The organism is Pseudoalteromonas sp. CO342X (genome assembly GCF_004208915.1).
Lineage (GTDB): Bacteria > Pseudomonadota > Gammaproteobacteria > Enterobacterales > Alteromonadaceae > Pseudoalteromonas > Pseudoalteromonas maricaloris.
The window spans coordinates 1-1561 of record NZ_SGPH01000055.1; the positions used below are offsets into that span (position 1 = coordinate 1).

2 protein-coding genes and 1 pseudogene are annotated in these 1561 nt (G+C 40.6%); all 3 read right to left on the reverse strand.

Annotated elements, in window-relative coordinates; translation table 11 throughout:
• Nucleotides 1–218: 218 nt before the first annotated feature.
• Nucleotides 219–680 carry an SMI1/KNR4 family protein gene (locus EXT47_RS23580; RefSeq protein ID WP_102058210.1) on the reverse strand — a complete coding sequence of 154 codons (462 nt, stop codon included), beginning with the start codon at nucleotides 678–680 and terminating at the stop codon, nucleotides 219–221.
• A gap of 9 nt (nucleotides 681–689) precedes the next feature.
• Entirely contained in the window at nucleotides 690–854 is a 165-nt protein-coding gene (locus tag EXT47_RS24300) for an HNH endonuclease (protein ID WP_130127742.1), read from the reverse strand.
• Nucleotides 855–1225: 371 nt separating this feature from the next.
• Nucleotides 1226–1483 (reverse strand): annotated as a pseudogene (locus EXT47_RS24270) (hypothetical protein); the annotation flags it as partial.
• Nucleotides 1484–1561 lie beyond the last annotated feature (78 nt).

The following is a 1561-nucleotide window of genomic DNA, read 5'->3' on the forward strand; positions in this document are numbered from 1 at the left end:
GATGGTAAGGTTGTTGTCTGCCTTGAGGTTTATATCACTTTGGATAACACTGCGATGGCTGCGACCCGCCTTAAGGGGGATATTTTGTGTGGCGCTGACGTCAATTTGATTGGCGGTGACGTCTAGGTTGGTTGCTGCATCGGCAATCACCGACTTTTTACTATTTAGATGGGAAAGGTTGTAAAGCTAACTACTAGCTTTACAACTCAGTTAGAAAATTAGGAAACGTTAAAGCCTGCTAAGAAGTCAGTAAATGATGGAGCAAGTATATCTACATTTTCATAATCGGGATCGGCACCTTCATCAACTTGCTTATCTTTCCACCATATGAATACTCCTCCTTTCTGCGCGCCATCTACACCAATGCAAATAACATTACCAACACCATCATTACCAATAGGCAGTAGCTCTTCAGGAATCCTATCGCAATAAATAGAGAACATAGTTAACAAATCAAAGCTAGTATCATTTTTACCAATTCCAAATAAAACATTAATGTCAAAGTCAAAAAGTAATTCACCGTCAGAATTTTGTTTAGTAAACTGATTTTTAGTAGGCTGACCACCATTAAACTTTAGAAGAAAATCAACATATTCTTTGGGGAACTGAAGTTCAAGCTCATGACAGAGCTCTTGAATCTCAAGTAAGCTTGTTTTTGGATAACTGTTTTCAAAGTTCATTCTAATTTCCTAAAATGAGTAAGTATTTCGACCGCCAGAGTGACCCACTGTTGAGTGTAAGTCACTTGGAATTAATTGCAGCTTTGTGGAGTTCTCTACATGATGCCAGGTATGTGTCGACGGTTGCTTCCAAGCTGGATCTATATTTTCCATCAATTGATTCGCGTTTCTCATGTCCAGCTGTGAACCTGATGTTCCTCTACCAGATGTAGGGTCTGGGTTTAATTTTTTATATCAACCTCTACAAGATAACCTTTATACTTCATAATATAAGGTCTGAAATCCGCAAAACCTTTTTCGGTAAAGTTAACACCATCAGGATACTTTTCAGCAAGCTCTTTTAATTTTAACTCCCTGATTTTCCTTTTTCTTGGCTGCATTGCATCTAGCCTTTGTTTCAAGATCGTATTTTTATGTATATCTAAACTGTAGTTTTGTCCTGCAAATTCTGCGTTCCTAGGGGGCTTTCCATCAATAAGTTGTAATTTATTGTCTTTACGGTTAGTTAATTTGGGTTTTGCTTTATCAGTTTGAGTTGTTCCAGTCCCCGGCAACTCATTCCCTTTTGGTGGTTCCAACTCATCGGCCTTGGCTTTGGTGGGCTTGTCGGTGACACCTCGAATTGGTGATTGACCTTGATATTCATCCAATGCTTTATTAACTCGCTGTCCGATTTCTTGGGCGGCTTGTTGCATATGCTGGTCGATTTTGGGGGTGACATCGTCTAGGCGTTTTACTGTGGCTTGCATGCCTTCGATGGCGGCGTCTGGAAGTAGTAGGTCGTAGTGCCAACTGGTGGACATGTCATCGAGTGAATCGCGCAGGCCTTTGACGATGTTTTTAACTTCCGTGGCGGATTGTTTTCCTAGGTCTTGCCAGTT